This window comes from Streptomyces sp. TAA486 (assembly GCF_000426165.1).
The window spans coordinates 54,921-70,500 of record NZ_AUEV01000008.1; the positions used below are offsets into that span (position 1 = coordinate 54,921).

17 protein-coding genes, 6 tRNA genes and 1 pseudogene are annotated in these 15,580 nt (G+C 69.8%); 16 read left to right on the forward strand and 8 right to left on the reverse strand.

What is annotated here, in order from left to right:
* The first annotated feature begins 276 nt into the window (after nucleotides 1-276).
* The 3 genes from I004_RS0113015 to I004_RS0113025 all read left to right on the forward strand — a co-directional run bounded on the left by I004_RS0113015 (nucleotide 277) and on the right by I004_RS0113025 (nucleotide 2,126).
* Nucleotides 277-486 (forward strand): hypothetical protein, encoded by a 210-nt coding sequence (locus tag I004_RS0113015; RefSeq protein WP_028435861.1) that lies wholly within the window; start codon nucleotides 277-279, stop codon nucleotides 484-486.
* A gap of 242 nt (nucleotides 487-728) precedes the next feature.
* A complete protein-coding gene (locus I004_RS0113020; protein WP_028435862.1) occupies nucleotides 729-1,781 on the forward strand; it encodes an aminoglycoside phosphotransferase family protein in 1,053 nt (350 codons plus the stop codon).
* A gap of 39 nt (nucleotides 1,782-1,820) precedes the next feature.
* On the forward strand, nucleotides 1,821-2,126 hold the full coding sequence (locus tag I004_RS0113025) for a TFIIB-type zinc ribbon-containing protein (protein ID WP_078511128.1): 306 nt from the start codon (nucleotides 1,821-1,823) through the stop codon (nucleotides 2,124-2,126).
* Between the two features lie 93 nt (nucleotides 2,127-2,219).
* On the opposite strand, the gene I004_RS0113030 is transcribed toward I004_RS0113025, so the two are convergent.
* Nucleotides 2,220-2,291, reverse strand: a tRNA-Val gene (locus I004_RS0113030).
* A gap of 596 nt (nucleotides 2,292-2,887) precedes the next feature.
* Between I004_RS0113030 and I004_RS0113040 the strand changes: the two genes are divergently transcribed.
* Together I004_RS0113040 and I004_RS40305 are read left to right on the forward strand one after the other, a co-directional pair.
* On the forward strand, nucleotides 2,888-3,907 hold the full coding sequence (locus I004_RS0113040; RefSeq protein ID WP_028435864.1) for a DUF4331 family protein: 1,020 nt from the start codon (nucleotides 2,888-2,890) through the stop codon (nucleotides 3,905-3,907).
* Between the two features lie 46 nt (nucleotides 3,908-3,953).
* A pseudogene (locus I004_RS40305) lies at nucleotides 3,954-4,052 on the forward strand (alpha/beta fold hydrolase); the annotation flags it as partial.
* 198 nt (nucleotides 4,053-4,250) lie between these two features.
* Here I004_RS40305 and I004_RS0113045 read toward each other — a convergent pair.
* From I004_RS0113045 to I004_RS0113055, 3 genes are all read right to left on the reverse strand, one after another.
* Nucleotides 4,251-4,322, reverse strand: a tRNA-Val gene (locus I004_RS0113045).
* Nucleotide 4,323: 1 nt separating this feature from the next.
* Nucleotides 4,324-4,397: transfer RNA gene (locus I004_RS0113050), tRNA-Cys, on the reverse strand.
* A gap of 30 nt (nucleotides 4,398-4,427) precedes the next feature.
* Nucleotides 4,428-4,500 (reverse strand) — tRNA-Gly (locus I004_RS0113055).
* A 215-nt stretch (nucleotides 4,501-4,715) separates the two neighbouring features.
* On the opposite strand from I004_RS0113055, the gene I004_RS33720 reads away from it, so the two are divergent.
* From I004_RS33720 to I004_RS0113070, 3 genes are all read left to right on the forward strand, one after another.
* Nucleotides 4,716-5,858 (forward strand): chorismate-binding protein, encoded by a 1,143-nt coding sequence (locus I004_RS33720; protein ID WP_037976078.1) that lies wholly within the window; start codon nucleotides 4,716-4,718, stop codon nucleotides 5,856-5,858.
* Nucleotides 5,855-6,676 carry an aminodeoxychorismate lyase gene (locus tag I004_RS0113065; RefSeq protein ID WP_028435865.1) on the forward strand — a complete coding sequence of 274 codons (822 nt, stop codon included), beginning with the start codon at nucleotides 5,855-5,857 and terminating at the stop codon, nucleotides 6,674-6,676. Before I004_RS33720 ends, I004_RS0113065 begins: the two co-directional genes overlap by 4 nt.
* A gap of 76 nt (nucleotides 6,677-6,752) precedes the next feature.
* Nucleotides 6,753-7,589, forward strand: coding sequence for a GNAT family N-acetyltransferase (locus tag I004_RS0113070; RefSeq protein ID WP_028435866.1), 837 nt, complete (start codon nucleotides 6,753-6,755; stop codon nucleotides 7,587-7,589).
* Nucleotides 7,590-7,638: 49 nt separating this feature from the next.
* On the opposite strand, the gene I004_RS0113075 is transcribed toward I004_RS0113070, so the two are convergent.
* A complete protein-coding gene (locus I004_RS0113075) occupies nucleotides 7,639-8,148 on the reverse strand; it encodes a DsbA family protein (RefSeq protein ID WP_028435867.1) in 510 nt (169 codons plus the stop codon).
* 105 nt (nucleotides 8,149-8,253) lie between these two features.
* On the opposite strand from I004_RS0113075, the gene I004_RS0113080 reads away from it, so the two are divergent.
* Together I004_RS0113080 and I004_RS33725 are read left to right on the forward strand one after the other, a co-directional pair.
* A complete protein-coding gene (locus I004_RS0113080) occupies nucleotides 8,254-8,763 on the forward strand; it encodes a hypothetical protein (protein WP_028435868.1) in 510 nt (169 codons plus the stop codon).
* Between the two features lie 156 nt (nucleotides 8,764-8,919).
* Nucleotides 8,920-9,138, forward strand: coding sequence for a hypothetical protein (locus I004_RS33725; RefSeq protein ID WP_037976079.1), 219 nt, complete (start codon nucleotides 8,920-8,922; stop codon nucleotides 9,136-9,138).
* Nucleotides 9,139-9,174: 36 nt separating this feature from the next.
* Here I004_RS33725 and I004_RS0113090 read toward each other — a convergent pair whose 3' ends face one another.
* Nucleotides 9,175-9,744: a CGNR zinc finger domain-containing protein gene (locus tag I004_RS0113090; protein ID WP_028435869.1), complete on the reverse strand. Its 570-nt coding sequence runs from the start codon at nucleotides 9,742-9,744 to the stop codon at nucleotides 9,175-9,177.
* A gap of 191 nt (nucleotides 9,745-9,935) precedes the next feature.
* A complete protein-coding gene (locus tag I004_RS0113095) occupies nucleotides 9,936-10,349 on the reverse strand; it encodes an SsgA family sporulation/cell division regulator (RefSeq protein WP_003959770.1) in 414 nt (137 codons plus the stop codon).
* 190 nt (nucleotides 10,350-10,539) lie between these two features.
* Between I004_RS0113095 and I004_RS0113100 the strand changes: the two genes are divergently transcribed.
* From I004_RS0113100 to I004_RS0113115, 4 genes are all read left to right on the forward strand, one after another.
* Nucleotides 10,540-10,869: a TIGR02611 family protein gene (locus tag I004_RS0113100; protein WP_028435870.1), complete on the forward strand. Its 330-nt coding sequence runs from the start codon at nucleotides 10,540-10,542 to the stop codon at nucleotides 10,867-10,869.
* Between the two features lie 63 nt (nucleotides 10,870-10,932).
* Nucleotides 10,933-11,004, forward strand: a tRNA-Val gene (locus tag I004_RS0113105).
* 312 nt (nucleotides 11,005-11,316) lie between these two features.
* Entirely contained in the window at nucleotides 11,317-11,793 is a 477-nt protein-coding gene (locus I004_RS0113110; RefSeq protein WP_028435871.1) for an SRPBCC family protein, read from the forward strand.
* A gap of 33 nt (nucleotides 11,794-11,826) precedes the next feature.
* Nucleotides 11,827-11,898: transfer RNA gene (locus tag I004_RS0113115), tRNA-Val, on the forward strand.
* A gap of 71 nt (nucleotides 11,899-11,969) precedes the next feature.
* Here I004_RS0113115 and I004_RS0113120 read toward each other — a convergent pair.
* Nucleotides 11,970-12,653, reverse strand: coding sequence for a hypothetical protein (locus tag I004_RS0113120; protein WP_028435872.1), 684 nt, complete (start codon nucleotides 12,651-12,653; stop codon nucleotides 11,970-11,972).
* A gap of 215 nt (nucleotides 12,654-12,868) precedes the next feature.
* On the opposite strand from I004_RS0113120, the gene thrS reads away from it, so the two are divergent.
* Nucleotides 12,869-14,845: a threonine--tRNA ligase gene (thrS, locus tag I004_RS0113125; protein WP_028435873.1), complete on the forward strand. Its 1,977-nt coding sequence runs from the start codon at nucleotides 12,869-12,871 to the stop codon at nucleotides 14,843-14,845.
* Nucleotides 14,846-14,938: 93 nt separating this feature from the next.
* Nucleotides 14,939-15,496, forward strand: a complete 558-nt coding sequence (locus I004_RS0113130) for an HIT family protein (protein WP_028435874.1) — start codon at nucleotides 14,939-14,941, stop codon at nucleotides 15,494-15,496.
* Nucleotides 15,497-15,580 lie beyond the last annotated feature (84 nt).

Genomic DNA, 15,580 nt, shown 5'->3' on the forward strand with positions numbered 1-15,580 from the left:
CCCTGCGCCGCAGCATGGCCGGCGCGGCCCAGCAGGCCCGGCTGCGCCCCCTGCGCGGGTACCCCTCCGGGAAGACCCCAGGACAGGGGGCGTCCGCCTCCACCCTGGGGAGTATCCGGCGGCTCCCGCCGTCATCCTGGGGGAGGCCCCGCAGTCGATACGCGGGCATGACGCTTCGCAGGTGCCCGCGCGCCTAATCTTTCTGCAAGCGGCGGGCGAAGCACTCGTCCCCCGAGGTCAGTCGCCCGCCGCCCCAGGGAGAGACGGGAGCGGACCATGGCGCACACGGCAGAGCGCGCGGCACGCAGAGCGCGGGGACGGTTGGCGGCCATCGCCGACATCGGCACCCGTGGGAGCGGCCGGCGTCACCCGCTGGTGGCGGCCGCGATGGTTCTGCCCCTGGCCATCGTTCTGGCCATCGCCTTCGGTGCGGTGGAAGCGGTGGTCACACAGGCGTCGTCCGTGGCCGGAATGCTGGGGCACTGATTCGTGCTCCAGGCTCGGGAGAGCGGCCCGAGTCGGGGATAACCCGGCCATCAGCCCCGTGGGGACGGGGGTGCGGCGGACGGCATTGAGGTCCGGGCAGCTGGGGAGCTGCCCGGACCTCACGTTTGTGTGTGCGCGTGCGCGCGTACGATCCGACGAAGGGCCGGCCGCCGCCATCCGTACGAGCGACGGACCCCGGCTCCGTTTCCCGATTCCGAACCGCCTCCGTCGCTGGGGGGACAGTGCCGACGACGCTCTCGCTCACGGAGCGGCTGCATGAACTCGCACGGGACGCGGCCGCGTCGCGGGGCCGGTCCGCCGTCCCTGCCCAGACCACGGCGGCCCTGCTCGCCGACCGTCCCGACGGAACGGTCGTGGGATGGGGCGACGTCGTCGCCAAGGCACACCCGCCGGCGTCCGAAGCCGAGGTCCGCGAACTGACCGTGCGCTTGAGCGTCGTCGCGCACCCCCGCCTCACAGGCATCATGCTGGCGCCGCTCGGTCCCGGCGGAAGTCCGGCGGAACCCACCAGCGAGATACGTCCGCTGCTCCTGGACGGGGAGCGTCCCGCGACCGTCTGGCCCCGCGGCGAGCCCGTCGATCCGGACGCACCCGACTCCGCCCCCTGGGAGGCGGCGGGCACGCTCCTGGCCCGCCTGCACTCCGTCCCCGCGGACGCGCTGGCCGCACAACTCCCGGGCCCGCTGCCGCCGATGAGAGGCCCGGCGAAGGCGGCACGCGCGGTCGAGCGGATGCGGATGGCACTCGGCGAGGGCACCGCCGCTCCCGCACTCACCGCGGCAGCCGTCGCCGCCGAGGGTGCCTGGGCGACGCTGCCCGCCTGGTGCAGGGACGAGAAGCCGCAGGAGCCGTCAGCCGCCGGCACGCTCTGCCACGGCGACTTCCACCTCGGCCAGTTGATCAGGCACCCCGCCGACGGCGGACCCTGGCAGCTCATCGACGTCGACGATCTCGGCCTCGGCGATCCGGCGTGGGATCTCGCCAGGCCGGCCGCCTGGTTCGCCACCGGGCTGCTGCCCGCGGCGTCCTGGAGCACCTTCCTGCACGCCTACCAGGCCGAGTCCGGCACGGGGGCCATGGACCCGTGGCCCCGGCTCGACGCCCCGGCGCGGGCCCTGACCGTTCAGACGACCGCGATCGCCGTGGCCAAGGCGCACGCCGCCCGGCGCCCACTGGACGAGGCCGAGGCGGCGTGTGCCGCGGCCTGCGAACGCATCGCCGCGGCCGCCTCCGGACAACCCGGCGCCCCGGGCTTTAGTCTTGACTCGCAGTAGCCGAGCGGTGATCACACCGACGTGGAGAGGAAGTTGACCATGCAGTGTCCCAAGTGCGGTGCGCCGATGCAGACGTTCAATCGCAACGGAGTCCAGATCGAGCAGTGCGGCGGCTGCCGGGGAATCTTCCTCGACTACGGCGAACTCGAGGCGCTCACACGCCTTGAGGGTCAGTGGTCGCAGCCCTCGGGCCCGCCTCCGGCCGCCCCGTACGGTCAGCAGGGCCACGCCCCGCAGGCATACCCGGCCGCGCCCGCCTGGGGCGGCTCGCACCACGGCCACCATGGGCATCACGGCCGTCACGGGCACAAGCGCGGCTTCGGCCACATGCTCTTCTCGTCATGAGCCCCGCCCCGGCGCGGGGTTGATCCGGGCACACGGCCCGTCGCGTGAGACACAGAAATGCCCCGGCCGCCATCGGCCGGGGCACTCTCACTGTGCGCGGTACTGGGATTGAACCAGTGACCTCTTCCGTGTCAGGGAAGCGCTCTCCCGCTGAGCTAACCGCGCGGGCTGTTGCGTCAGAGATATTGTCACGCTCTGACCTGCAAGACAAATCTGCTGGAGTGCGTGGGCGTCCGCGGCTGTCCGCGGCGGTTGTCACGCACTTGGTCACTCAGTGGAGCACGGGCCGGGGGGTTCACGGCCTGCCCGGTGTGCGCCCCATGTCCCCGCTCTGCGCACCCGTCCGACGCGGCCGTCTCGCGCACGGGTCGACCGGGCTGCTCTGTCCCTCGGCGGAAGGGACGGCCTGCGACTGGAACTCACACGGAACTCGGACCGGAGACGATGCCGGGCGAACTCGACCTGGACCTGGACGAGTTCGAGGATCACGAGGCCCACAGGGACCTCGCGCAGATACCGCCAGGGACGAGCTCCGTCAGTCTCCACTCGTCCACCGACCGGTCGCGCGGGGCGCCGAGACTGTGTGAATACGGGCGGCTGAGCTGTTCGAGGGTTGTTTGAAAGCGGCAACCTCTCTATCCGATGCCGGGCCGGTGTGGCGGGCTAGCGTCTGAATTTCCAGGGTGCAGGGGCCTTTGTGAGGTGCGGAGTGGCCGTTCGTGCGCTCTGGCGTTCACGGAGCAATCGACGAAGGGCCCGACATGTCCAACCACTTCACCGGCCTCAGCCTGGGAGCGCCGCTCGGCGACCAGCGGCTCGACTTGTGCGACCTGTACGCCTTTCAGGCACCCGGCGATTCGAGCAGGACCGTTCTCATCCTCAACGCCAATCCCAACGCCGATGCCCTTCACCCCGACGCCGTGTACCGGCTGAACATCGACAACGACGGCGATTACCTGACCGACGTCGCCTTCAGCTGGGTCTTCAGCCCGGCAGCGGCCGACGGCGCACAGACCTACAGCGTCTTCATGGCGACCGGCACGGAGTCCCGCAGGCCGGAGGCGATCGGCACCAAGATCGTGTCGGAGGCCGACGTGTCCTTCGGCCCCCGTGCCAACGTGGTCAGCAGCGGCGACTACAAGGTGGCCGCAGGCAGCCGCAGTGACGCTTTCTTCTTCGACTTCGACGGCATCACGAATCTGTTCGACACCAGCGGCAAGCGGAATTTCACGGCACCGCATCTGGACGGGAAGTCACCGTGGACCGGCGTGGACTCCAACACCACGGCCAACGTCTTCTCCATGGCCATCGAGCTGCCGACCTCGGAGCTGGCACCCAACCCCGAGCTGCGCGTCTGGGGCCGCTGCAGCGTCCTTCGTGACGGCGAACTCGTCCATGCGGACCGGGCAGGCCACCCCTCGGTCAGCAGCTTCTTCAACACCGACGACACCAAAGAGGAGTACAACGCCAGCGAGCCGGTCAATGACCGGCCCAGGTGGACGGACCAGTTCGTGCATCTGCTGGGCCACACCGGCGACTACTCGCGTGAGGAGTCGATCACCGCACTCGACGAGGAGGGCATCCTGCCGGACGTGCTCCACTTCGACCCGGCCAAGCCTGCCCTTTACCCCAATGGCCGGATGTTCACGGAAGACGTCATCGACATCCGCGTCGCGTTCCTCACCAAGAACGAGGCGCCTCCCACGGGTCTGAGCCCGCACACCGACATCCTGAACCGATTCCCGTATCTCGGCGATCCGCACCCGGCAGCCACCTCCTGAGAGCGCCTTCGGTGACTGCGCCGCAGGTGGGCCAAGGTCAGCGACGAGCGCGACCAGCCGCGTGGTGTGCTACGACCACCGGGACACCGGACGCTCGACCTGGTCCTTCGACGAACAGCCCTACGCCCTCACTGATCTGGCGGACTGGGTCACGCCCTTCCGGAGATCGCCGTCCCGCAGCTCGCCGAGGCGATTCTCGGCCACAGCGCGCCCCGGAGCAACCCGAAGTTCGGCCGCTCCGGCCCAGGTTCGCTCGCACGGAGCTCAACTCCGCCCCGCAGACGCACGGTTGCCCAAATGCCAGAGGCCGTCCCCCTCATCGGGGGGCGGCCTCTGATCTGCGTGGACGATACTGGGATTGAACCAGTGACCTCTTCCGTGTCAGGGAAGCGCTCTCCCGCTGAGCTAATCGTCCTTGGAGGTGGAGACGGGATTTGAACCCGTGTAGACGGCTTTGCAGGCCGTTGCCTCGCCTCTCGGCCACTCCACCGAGGTGGGAGTTGCATGAACTCCCACGCAGAGCGGACGACGAGATTCGAACTCGCGACCCTCACCTTGGCAAGGTGATGCTCTACCAACTGAGCCACGTCCGCAGGTGTTGTCGTCCGGGTCGGCTTACGCGTTCCCGGCAACGGGTTGAACTCTAGCTGATATCCCTGCCAGCTCAAATTCTGTTTGCCCTGCGTGACCGTCCGGTCGGCTCCGGCGAACAGCGCCGCGCCCCGTCCTCAAGCCTCCCCGGGGCGCTCCGAGGTGCCCGGCCGGGAGCCCCGCGGAACTCCGGCCCTCGCACCATAGACTCGGTCATGTGTACGCTCCGTCGCCCTTCGCCCGCTTCGGCTCTCTCCTCGCCACCGACCTGCGCGACGTCACAAGCGACCCCTCGGCCCTGGAATCCGCGGGGTGGTGGGCGGTCGTCGCCGACTTCGAAGGCCGGCTGCTGTGCGCGCGCTTCGGCGACGTACGGGAGACACCGAGGCCCGGCGCGACCGCGGGGACGCCGAACACCCCCGCGGCTTCGCGATGGCGGGGCCCGGCACCCGGTGCGTGGACCAGCTCCACGGACCGCGCCGCCTACACCGCCGGGGTACGGCGCATACGCGAGCACATCGCCGCCGGCGACGTCTACCAGGCGAACCTCTGCCGCGTGCTCAGCGCACCCCTGCCCGATCCGTCGCCGGAGACCTCCGACCTCGCAGGACTCTCGGCCCTGCTGGCGCGCGGCAACCCCGCCCCGTACGCGGGCGCCGTCCGTCTCCCCGCTCACGGCGTGGAGGTGGCCACGGCCTCCCCGGAGCTGTATCTGCGCCGCGAGGGCGGCACCGTCACCTCGGGTCCGATCAAGGGCACGGCCCGTACGGCCGAGGAACTGCTGGAGAAGGATCAGGCCGAGAACGTGATGATCGTCGACCTCGTACGCAACGACCTCGGCCGCGTCTGCGCACCCGGCTCGGTCACCGTGCCGGGCCTGTGCGAGGTCGAACCGCACCCCGGGCTCGTCCACCTGGTCTCCACCGTGCGCGGTGAACTGGCGGCCGGCGCCGGATGGCCGGATCTGCTGCGGGACACCTTTCCGCCGGGATCCGTCACCGGCGCTCCGAAGCTCAGCGCCCTGCGGATCATCGGCGAGCTCGAACCCACGCCGCGCGGCCCGTACTGCGGAGGCATCGGCTGGGTCGACGCCGACCGTGACACGGGTGAGCTGGCGGTGGGCATACGGACCTTTTGGATCGAACGTGGCACCCTTGCCGGAGGTGCCGGGGGGACCCGGACCGGCGGCAGCGCCGTGCTCCGCTTCGGAACGGGCGCCGGGATCACCTGGGGATCCGACCCGGAAGGGGAGTGGGAGGAGACGGAACTCAAGGCATCCGGGCTGCTCAAGGTAGCGTCGGACATGCGGCACCACCAGGTGCCCAGCCCCACGGCGACGAACGGAAGGGGAGCCCTGTGAGGATCTGGCTCGACGGCGGACTCCGGGACGTCGACGACGCACACGTCTCCGTTCTGGATCACGGACTGACCGTGGGAGACGGGGTCTTCGAGACGGTCAAGACGATCGACGGCACGCCCTTCGCCCTCACGCGGCACCTCGAACGCCTCGGCAGGTCGGCCCGCGGCATGGGTCTGCCGGAACCCGACCCCGACGAGGTGCGCCGCGCCTGCGTCGCCGTGACCGAGGCCGAAACGGTCCCGCTCGGCAGGCTCCGCATCACCTACACCGGCGGGCCCTCACCGCTCGGCTCCGACCGTGGCGATGTCCGGCCGACCCTCGTCGTCGTTCTCAGCGAGTCGCACCGGCGTCCCGACAGCACCGCCGTGATCACCGTCCCCTGGACACGCAACGAGCGGGGCGCGCTCACGGGGCTGAAGACGACCTCGTACGGCGAGAACGTCCTCGCGCTCGCCCGCGCACATCGGCAGGGCGCCGGAGAGGCTCTCTTCGCCAATACGCAGGGCCGCCTGTGCGAGGGCACCGGCACGAACGTCTTCGTCGTCCTCGACGGCGAACTGCACACGCCGCCGCTGGAGTCGGGCTGTCTGGCGGGGATCACGCGGGCCCTGGTCGCCGAGTGGTCGGGCGCGCGGGAGACCGACCTGCCGCTGGACGCGCTGGAGCGGGCCGAGGAGGTCTTCCTCACCTCCTCCCTGCGCGACGTCCAGGCCGTGAACCGCGTCGACGGCCGCGAACTGCCGGGCGCCCCGGGCCCGGTCACCCGTGAGGCGATGAAGCTCTTCGCCGAACGCTCCGCGGCCGACATCGACCCGTGACGAGCAGTACCCCTCCCGGTCACGGCCGACTCCACGGCGCGTGACGGGAAGCCGTCCGGCTGGGTAGAACACGAGCGTGACGACGACGCTGCGCCCGACCGGCCCCGATCAGTACGACGCCGACGGCGTCCGCTCCCGTTCGTACGACATCTGCGTCAACAGCCGCCCGGTCGGCCTCCTCCGGCTGACCGTCGACCCGAAGTACGGCCCCGTGACGGGACGGGTGGCACAGCTCGTCGTCGAAGAACGTGAACGGCGGCGCGGGCGCGGTGCGGTCGCCGCCCTCGCCGCGGAAGGGGTGCTGCGCGACTGGGGCTGCCGGGCGGTCGAGATCAGCGTCCCGGCGAAGGCCGGCGCGGCACTCGGACTGGCCGCGGGTCTCGGCTACGGCGAACGCAGCCGCAGCATGCTCAAGGAACTGGGGGAGGGGCCGCCGCTTCCCAGCGGCAGCACCGTTCGTCCCATGACTGACGCCGAGTTCCCCGCCTGGCGCGAGAGCGGACTGCCCCGGCTGCTGGAGACGATGACGGAACGGGGCATGCCCGCCGACGAGGCCGGGCGCAGAGCCGCCGCGTCGTTCGAGCAGCTGCTTCCCCGCGGGGCGTCGACGCAGGGCGCGGTCCTGCGCGTCCTCGTCCACGAAGGGACCGACGCCGGCCGGGTCTGGGTCGAACTCGAACGCAGCCCACGCCCGGACTGCGACGCCTACGTCTACGAGGTGGAGGTCGACGAGGAGATGCGGGGCCACGGCCACGGCCGCACCCTGATGCTCATCGCGGAGCGGGAGGCCCTGGCGGCCGGAGCGCACACGCTCGGACTTCACGTCCTCACCGCCAACACCCCGGCGATGCGCCTGTATTCGTCACTGGGCTACCAGGTGGCCGAGCACCACTTCCGCAAGCCGCTGCTCTGAGCGCACGCGAAGAACCCATCACTGCCGCGGGCAGACGGGACCGCAGAGGTCAGGCGCTGCCGGCGAGCAGACCGTCCGCGATCTCCTCGATGCGGGCCCTCAGCCCTTCCTGGCTCTTCCCGCCGTCCAGCAGCTTCCCTCCGATGACGTACGTCGGAGTGCCCTTGACCCCGATCGCCTTTCCCTCCGCCTGGTCGGCATCGACGATCAGCAGATGCCGCCCGTCGATCAGTGCGCTCTCGAACTCCCCGTCGTCCAGGCCTAGCTCACGCGCCACGTCCAGCAGCAACTCCTCACCCCGTTCGGCGAGTTCGGCATTGCGAGCCAGGACGGCCGCCGCGTAGGCGTCGCCCTTCCCCTGGGCGAGCGCCTCCTCCGCCGCCTGCGCGGCGGCGAAGGCGTACTTGTGCTTCTCCAGGGGGAAGTGGCGCAGCCGGATCTCCAGCCGCTCCCCGTACCTCTCCCGCAGCGTGGCCAGGTCCCCCTGGGCGCGGTGGCAGTCGGGGCACTGAAGCTCGCACCAGTATTCGAGCACGGAGCAGGAGGAGACATCGTCCATGGCGACAGTCTCTCAGCCGCGACCGGACGCGGATGACCCGGAGATCTCCCCTGAATCGGAGGACGGGCATGGCCTGTGACGTGCGCTCGTAGCAAGATGGTGCACATGCTGACCACGACCGTGTGCGCCGCACTCTCCGCAGCCGGCCTGGCCGTCGCCTTCCTCACGGCCTTCCGGCGGCGCTTCGCCGCCGCCGTCCGCATCGCGGCGTTCTCGCTCGTCCCGGTCGGGCTCGCCATGTCCGGCCTGATCGGGCTCGGCGGCAAGATCGTCAAAGCGGTCGGCACCTGGGCCGCGGACCTCGTGCTCAAGCCCTCCGTCTGGGCGGGGTTCGCTGTTCTTGCCGTGGCGTTCGTGCTGTACGTCATCGGCCGCGTCGCGAGCCGGCATTCACGCCGGAAGTCCCGCGAGGCGCCCCGTGCCACCCCGACGTCCCCGGGCCGTGCCGCCGCCTCCGGCACGGCGAACGCTCCCGCCCTCGGCTCCGGCACACCGGCACCTTCCGCCGGACAGGAGCGAAAACAGGCCGCCGGCAAGCAGGAGAAGGCCTCCTCCGGCGGTGACGCCGACGACTTCTCCGACATCGAGGCCATCCTCAAGAAGCACGGCATCTGACGCACCCGCCAGCGCACATCAGTACGTCGCAGCCGCGCCCACCGGGCGGTCGATTACCACGTTCTTCACCACGGCACCGGCTTACCCATGAACTCCACCGTGCCGTGGGCGTGTTGACCCTCGCCGGGGTGCCGGCTGCGTCATCATCACCGCGAGATGGACATGACGCCGAATCCCCCGGCCGAGCTCGCCGAGCCGCCCTCCGCGCCTGCCGCGACCGCCCAGCCCGTCCACGTCCCGGCCCTGCCCGAGGTGCCGCTGACGGAACCGAAGGGCTGCCTCTACGCCCTTTCCCAGCCGCCGCTGATGTTCTTCCTCGCTTTCATCGCCATGCTTCTCGCCATCACCGGCGCTCATGATCTCTTCCTGGACTGAGCGGCGCGGACGCGTCTGGAGGCCCGGAGGCGTCGCTCAGCTATGAGCCGTCTCCGCGGACTCCCGCTGGCGCGCGCGGTAGGCGGCGACGTGAAGCCTGTTACCGCAGGTCCGGCTGTCGCAGTAGCGCCGTGAGCGGTTCCGAGAGAGGTCCACGAAGGCCCGACGGCAGTCGGGGGCGGCGCACCTGCGCAGCCGGTCCCGCTCCCCGGAGACGATGATGAAGGCCAGAGCCATGCCGCCGTCGGCGGCCAGGTGGTGGGCCACCGAGGCGCCCGGCGCGAAGTAGTGCACGTGCCAGTCGTAGCCGTCGTGATCGGTCAGCTGCGGAGTCGTCCCTGCCTCGGCCACGAGTGCGTTGACCAGCTCGGCGGCCGTACGGACGTCGCTCGCGCCGAAGACCTCCGTGAAGCGCTCCCGCACCGACCGCACCGCGTCCAGATCCGCGTCGGTGAGCGTCCCGACGTCGCTGAGGCTGTTGCGCTCCACGTACGCCCTGAGGTGTGTCACCGAGACCAGCAGGTCGGGCTGGTCGCCGTCGGCTGCGGTGTTGAGCAGGTCCACGACGTCATCGAGTGCGCACCGGGTGTCGTGGTTGATCTGCACGGGTCGCTCCTCGGGTCAGCCCAGCGGGTCCGGTGCGCAGAGACTAACGCCTGGGACGCACGGCGACGCCGCCACCGCCGGAGCCCGCTGAAGACGGGTCCGGGGGCGACGGCGTTGCCGTGCGTGCCCTTCTGGGCCGAGGGAGGCGCAGCCGTCGCCCCGAGTCGGACGGCTGCGCGGGACCGGTGGACTCAGCTCTCGGCGAGGATGTGCGAGAGCTCTGTGTCGAGGTCGAAGTGTCGGTGCTCGGTGCCGGGCGGCACAGCAGCGTCGGTTCGCTTGAGGAAGGACTCCAGGGCCCGCGCCGGGGCCTCGAGCAGAGCCTCGCCCTCGGGAGAGCTGAGGGCGATGCAGACGACTCCCTGACCGTGGCTCCGGGAGGGCCATACGCGGACGTCACCGGTGCCTGTGGGCCTGTGCAGCCCCTCGGCGAGGAGATCGCGCGCGAAGACCCATTCGACGGTCTCCTCGGCGCCGGTGTGGAAGGTGGCGTGGACGGCATAGGGATCGGCCGTGTCGTACCGCAGCCCCGCGGGTACCGGCAGTGATGACTCGCTCGAAACAACGAGGCGCAGGTGCAGCTCGCAGCTGACCGTGGTGTTCATAAGCGCCAGGGCCTTTCGCTCAGTGTGCGCTCGGGGGTTCGCACGTCGGCGAAATCGACATGCCACGTACTCGTCGGTTGTAAACCCCTCTGACCGTTTTGCGAGTAATGCAGCCCTTGATATGGCCTGTGACGTTTTTTTGGCGTACGGCTATTCCGGTGACGCCGCCGAGTTCAGTTACGTTGGGGATATGTACGCAGAGAGTGACCAGCGACCGCTGGGGTCTCGGGCCCCGCGGTTCATCAAGGCATCGAGGCCCCTGCACCGAACCTGGCAGGTGCTGATCTTCGTTCTAGGTCTGGCGATAGTGGCCGGCGGGGTGGTGCTCCTTCCGCTTCCCGGTCCCGGCTGGCTGATCATCTTCGCGGGCATCGGTCTGTGGGCGACGGAGTTCCCCTGGGCACAGCGTGTGCTGCGCTGGACGAAGCGGCAGGTCCTGGAGTGGACGCACCGGTTCCAGGCCCGGCGGCACGAGCGACGGCGGCGCAAGGAGATCAAGGAGAAGCAGCACGTGCGGTAGGGGCGGGGAGCTCCCGCGAGGTCAGGAGCACGACTTCACATGCGGTAATCTTGTCCGCGCAGCGGGCGATTAGCTCAGCGGGAGAGCGCTTCGTTCACACCGAAGAGGTCACTGGTTCGAACCCAGTATCGCCCACCGCTTCATGCGGGGTCCGGGTGAAAACCCAGGGCCCCGTTCTTGTGCCGTCGCACGCGAGTGTTCCTGCCTTCTGTCCGCGCGCCCGTGGTGTTTCTCGTCGAAGTGGAGATACAGCGGGAATTCACTTCATCGGTAATTACGGATGGATGTATTCCGCAGAAGCCGGTCGGTGAAGTCCCGCCGGAACAGACGAATTCGGAGACCCGCACTTCGCGGGGACCGCACCGGCCGTGGTGACAGGATGCGGGGAGGGCCGCGGACCGCGGGCGCGAACGGCGGTCCGTGCGGAGGATCGTGAGGAGTGTGCCGATGACGTCCAGGCGCCACCGCTTCGTCTTCCGCAGCGTCTGGCGGCTCGACGAGTCCCCCGGAGCGGTCTACGCGGTGCTCGAGCGGGCCGGTGAGTACCCCGTCTGGTGGCCCCAAGTGCGGGAGGTGCACGCGCTGGACGGGATGTCGGGCACCGCGCGCATCCGTTCCGTCCTTCCCTTCGACCTGTGGATCACGGGCAGGGCGACCCGGCACGATCCCGACTCCGGCGTCCTGGAGATGGAGATCACCGGTGACGTGGCCGGATGGGCGCGCTGGACGCTGAGGAAGGACGAAGCCTCCCGCTCCGGCGGCACTGTCGCCGTGTACGAGCAGCAAGTGGAGGTCCGTAAGCCGCTGCTACGTCAGCTGGCGGTGCCCGCTCGCCCCTTCTTCCGGGCCAACCACGCGCTGATGATGCGGGCGGGGCGGCGAGGCCTGGAGCGGTGGCTCGAAGGGGGTTTGGATGATGACTGAGCCGCACTGTATGGTTCTGCACGTGCCGCGAGCGGGCGATTAGCTCAGCGGGAGAGCGCTTCGTTCACACCGAAGAGGTCACTGGTTCGAACCCAGTATCGCCCACGTGTTCAAGAGGCCGGTCCGTCATATCGACGGCCGGCCTCTTGTATGTGCTGCCCCGGGAGGCCCGCGTATCAGGCGGCGGTCATAGGCCGCAGCGGCCAGATGTGGTCCGCCGCCCGCCGTGCACCGCTGGTGAACCAGGCCGTGGGGCCGCCTGCTTCGGCGGCGAACCAGACCGCCTGGAGGGTGTGCAGGGCAGCAGGTGTGAGCCCGGCGAGCCGTGGCGCGAAGTGGCGGCCGAGCGCTCTCGCGAGCGCCAACGCCGCGGCAGCCTCGTCCTGAACGGTCTCGACCGGGGCGGAGACGCCATAACGGTCGCACAGCCGCGCGAGCCCGCGGTGCGGGTCAGTGGCTCCCGACGTGCGGTCGAGGCGCCGGTCGAGAAGCACCGGATCGAGCACGCACATGCCGCGGCCGCCGAGGCAGCTTGCGAGCGGCATGTTCCTGTGACGTCTCAACTCCCGGTCGAGCAGCGTCAGATCGTACGGAGCATTCATGACGACCAGAGGTCTGCCGACGGCGTGAGCTGCCAGGAAGCGCGCCACGCAGTCGGCCATCGGTCCCGCCGGGAGCCCGGGGACACCGGGCGGGATGTGCAGCTCCACCGGTGCTCCCGGCGCCTGCTGGGTGACGACCACGGCGGCACACAGACGGTCCCGTTCGGGATCGGCGCCCTCTGTCGTGCCCGGCTCCGGCTCGGGGTGGCGGGCCCGGAGCGCGAGTGCCGCGAGGGGTCCCTCGTACCACTGGGTCATGGCAGCACTCCTGTCGGTAAGGGCGCCCGCGCTGGTGATACCGCACTCCGCGGTACGTCAATCACGGTCGCCCGCCCGGGAATCGGCCCGGGGGAGCGGTCGCGGGCGCCGAGGAGCCCGTAACCGTTTCGCGGGAAGGGGACCGCTCTCGGTACGATTCCAGCGGCGCTCGACGCACGTCGGCCGCTTCGCGAAATGAGAGTCAGGAGAGACCGGTGACCGATGTCCGTGTGATCATCCAACGCGATTCCGAGCGGGAAGAGCGCGTGGTGACGACGGGCACGACTGCCGCCGCTCTCTTCGAGGGGGAGCGCTCCGTCGTGGCCGCACGTGTGGCGGGCCAGCTGAAGGACCTGGCGTACGAGGTCGCCGACGGCGACGAGGTCGAGCCGGTCGAGCTGACCAGCCAGGACGGGCTCGACATCCTCCGCCACTCCACCGCGCACGTCATGGCGCAGGCAGTGCAGGAGCTCTTCCCCGAGGCCAAGCTCGGCATCGGCCCGCCCGTCCGTGACGGCTTCTACTACGACTTCGACGTCCCGGAGCCGTTCACCCCCGACGATCTGAAGCTCATCGAGAAGAAGATGCAGCAGATCCAGAAGCAGGGGCAGCGCTTCTCACGCCGCGTCACCACCGACGACGACGCGCGCGAGGAACTGGAGGACGAGCCCTACAAGCTGGAGCTGATCGGCCTGAAGGGCTCGGCGGCCGAGGCGGCGGAGGGCGCTTCCGCGGAGGTCGGCGCGGGCGAACTGACCATCTACGACAACGTGGACGCGAAGTCCGGCGAGCTGTGCTGGAAGGACCTGTGCCGCGGCCCGCACCTGCCGACCACCAGGGCGATCCCCGCGTTCAAGCTGATGCGCAGCGCCGCCGCGTACTGGCGGGGCAGCGAGAAGAACAAGCAGCTGCAGCGCATCTACGGCACCGCGTGGCCGACCAAGGACGAGCTCAAGGCCCACCTGGAGTTCCTGGCCGAGGCCGAGAAGCGGGACCACCGCAAGCTCGGTGCCGAACTCGATCTGTTCTCCATCCCGGAGGAGCTGGGCTCGGGGCTGGCCGTCTTCCATCCCAAGGGCGGCGTCGTACGCAAGGTCATGGAGGACTACTCGCGGCGGCGGCACGAGGAGGCGGACTACGAGTTCGTCAACACCCCGCACATCTCCAAGGAGCAGCTGTTCGAGACATCGGGACACCTGCCGAACTACGCGGAGTCGATGTTCCCGCCGCTGGAGTTCGAGGGGCAGAACTACCGGCTCAAGGCCATGAACTGCCCGATGCACAACCTGATCTTCAAGGCGCGCGGCCGTTCCTACCGTGAACTGCCCCTGCGTCTCTTCGAGTTCGGCACGGTCTACCGCTATGAGAAGTCCGGTGTCGTGCACGGTCTCACCCGCGCCCGCGGCTTCACCCAGGACGACTCGCACATCTACTGCACCAAGGAGCAGATGGCGGACGAGCTGGACAGCCTGCTCACCTTCGTCCTGAACCTGCTCCGCGACTACGGGCTCAGCGACTTCTACCTGGAGCTGTCCACCCGCGAGGAGGGGAACCCCAAGTTCATCGGGGAGCCCCATGAGTGGGAGGAGGCCACCGAGGAACTGCGCCTCGCGGCAGGCAAGCAGGGCCTGGAGCTGGTGATGGACCCGGGCGGTGCCGCCTACTACGGGCCGAAGATCTCCGTGCAGGCCAAGGACGCCATCGGGCGTACCTGGCAGATGTCCACCATCCAGGTCGACTTCCAGCAGCCCAAGCGGTTCGCGCTCGAGTACACCGCCGCCGACGGCTCGCGTCAGCAGCCGGTGATGATCCACCGCGCTCTCTTCGGTTCGATCGAGCGGTTCTTCGCCGTGCTGCTGGAGCACTACGCGGGTGCGTTCCCGGCGTGGCTGGCCCCGGTGCAGGCCGTGTGCATCCCGATCGGCGACACCCACGTGCCGTATCTGGAGGAATTCGCGGCGGAGGCCGGGAAGAAGGGCCTGCGCATCGAGGTCGACTCGTCCTCGGACAGGATGCAGAAGAAGATCCGCAACGCGCAGAAGTCCAAGGTCCCCTTCATGATCATCGCGGGGGACGAGGACGTCTCCGCGGGCGCGGTCTCCTTCCGCTACCGCGACGGTACGCAGAAGAACGGCGTGCCGCAGAACGAGGCCGTGGCGGAGCTGCTGGAGGCCGCCCGCCCCAGCTCGTAGAGGCGCGGCGGCGCGTTCCGCCCGCGCGTGGACGTCGTGCGGGGCGGGGCTCCGGCGAGACCCTGGAGCCCTTCCCCGTACCTGGGAAGTCCTATGCTGGCCCGCATGACGAGCGAGCCGGAAGAGCAGATCGGGGTCGGGACGCCGGATGCGTTCCAGCGCCTGTGGACACCGCACCGCATGGCGTACATCCAGGGTGAGAACAAGCCCACAGGCCCCGGCGAGGCCGACGGCTGTCCCTTCTGCGCGATCCCGGCCAAGAGCGACGAGGACGGTCTGATCCTCGCCCGCGGCGAGCACGTCTACGCGGTGCTCAACCTGTACCCGTACAACGGCGGGCACCTCATGGTGATCCCGTACCGGCACGTGGCGGACTATCCGGGGCTGACGGACGAGGAGACCACCGAGCTCGCCGGATTCACCAAGCGGGCCATGAAGACACTGCGGGTCGTCTCCGCGGCGCAGGGCTTCAACATCGGCATGAACCAGGGTTCGGTCGCCGGCGCCGGAATCGCCGCGCATCTCCACCAGCACGTCGTGCCGCGGTGGGGCGGCGACACCAACTTCATGCCGGTCGTGGGGCACACGCGGGTGCTGCCGCAGCTGCTGGGTGAAACCCGCGTGATGCTGGCCGACGCCTGGCAGGACTAGCTGCTCACCTACGGACCCGGGCGTTGAGCTGAGGGCTCCGGCCCTTGCGAGGCGGCGCCATGCGATCCTGTCCACGCGGCAGGA

What these genes read in the sequence shown, in the direction of transcription:
- I004_RS0113015 (WP_028435861.1), top strand. Translation starts at nt 277, where the DNA reads ATGGCGCACACGGCAGAGCGCGCGGCACGCAGAGCGCGGGGACGGTTG.
- I004_RS0113025 (WP_078511128.1), top strand. Translation starts at nt 1,821, where the DNA reads ATGCAGTGTCCCAAGTGCGGTGCGCCGATGCAGACGTTCAATCGCAAC.
- I004_RS0113040 (WP_028435864.1), top strand. Translation starts at nt 2,888, where the DNA reads ATGTCCAACCACTTCACCGGCCTCAGCCTGGGAGCGCCGCTCGGCGAC.
- I004_RS0113075 (WP_028435867.1), bottom strand. Translation starts at nt 8,148, where the DNA reads ATGGACGATGTCTCCTCCTGCTCCGTGCTCGAATACTGGTGCGAGCTT.
- I004_RS0113080 (WP_028435868.1), top strand. Translation starts at nt 8,254, where the DNA reads ATGCTGACCACGACCGTGTGCGCCGCACTCTCCGCAGCCGGCCTGGCC.
- I004_RS33725 (WP_037976079.1), top strand. Translation starts at nt 8,920, where the DNA reads ATGGACATGACGCCGAATCCCCCGGCCGAGCTCGCCGAGCCGCCCTCC.
- I004_RS0113095 (WP_003959770.1), bottom strand. Translation starts at nt 10,349, where the DNA reads ATGAACACCACGGTCAGCTGCGAGCTGCACCTGCGCCTCGTTGTTTCG.
- I004_RS0113100 (WP_028435870.1), top strand. Translation starts at nt 10,540, where the DNA reads ATGTACGCAGAGAGTGACCAGCGACCGCTGGGGTCTCGGGCCCCGCGG.
- I004_RS0113110 (WP_028435871.1), top strand. Translation starts at nt 11,317, where the DNA reads ATGACGTCCAGGCGCCACCGCTTCGTCTTCCGCAGCGTCTGGCGGCTC.
- I004_RS0113120 (WP_028435872.1), bottom strand. Translation starts at nt 12,653, where the DNA reads ATGACCCAGTGGTACGAGGGACCCCTCGCGGCACTCGCGCTCCGGGCC.
- I004_RS0113130 (WP_028435874.1), top strand. Translation starts at nt 14,939, where the DNA reads ATGCTGGCCCGCATGACGAGCGAGCCGGAAGAGCAGATCGGGGTCGGG.